The sequence below is a fragment of the Natronococcus sp. JC468 genome (assembly GCF_012163165.1).
GTDB classification, from domain to species: Archaea; Halobacteriota; Halobacteria; order Halobacteriales; family Natrialbaceae; genus Natronococcus; species Natronococcus jeotgali.
Window position 1 is genome coordinate 1 of record NZ_JAAVUO010000120.1, and the last position, 517, is coordinate 517.

At 55.9% G+C, this 517-nt stretch carries 1 pseudogene; it reads left to right on the top strand.

Annotated elements, in window-relative coordinates:
- Nucleotides 1-2: 2 nt before the first annotated feature.
- Nucleotides 3-517: pseudogene (locus tag GWG54_RS20645) on the top strand (transposase); the annotation flags it as partial.

The window sequence follows — 517 nt, forward strand, 5'->3', positions numbered from 1 at the left end:
AGGTGACTCGCGCAGCGTCGTCACTGCTGTTTCCTGAACTTGAGTTCGGAATCGCTGCTAACACCACATATCCGAGCGAGGACTTCCAGCGAGTCCTCGCTCGGATTGCCTTCGACAACGAGTTCGCCAATACTGGCGCGAAAGCCTATCAACTTGCCCGCGGCGATGACGTTGCTATTGATACAACCACACGAAATCCACTCGCGCGAGCATTACTCTACCATTTGCGTGGGCTCGACGCGGACGCGGTCGACGACCAGTTCGACCGCGTCCGCGAGGCGATCCTGGACGAAGCTGCTCGCAATCGTGTGTTCACCCGACCAGTCGACATCGCTATTGACGTTCACGACTGGCTTTTCTATGGAGACAAAGAGACACCTCGTGTCTGTACAACGAATCCAGCCCAGGGTACTGATCGTGCGTACAAGTTCGCTACCGTCTGTATTGTCGATCCAAGCGTTCGATTTACGCTTGGATCGGTAGCCCTCGAAGGGAGCGATACTGACGAGTTGGCGGA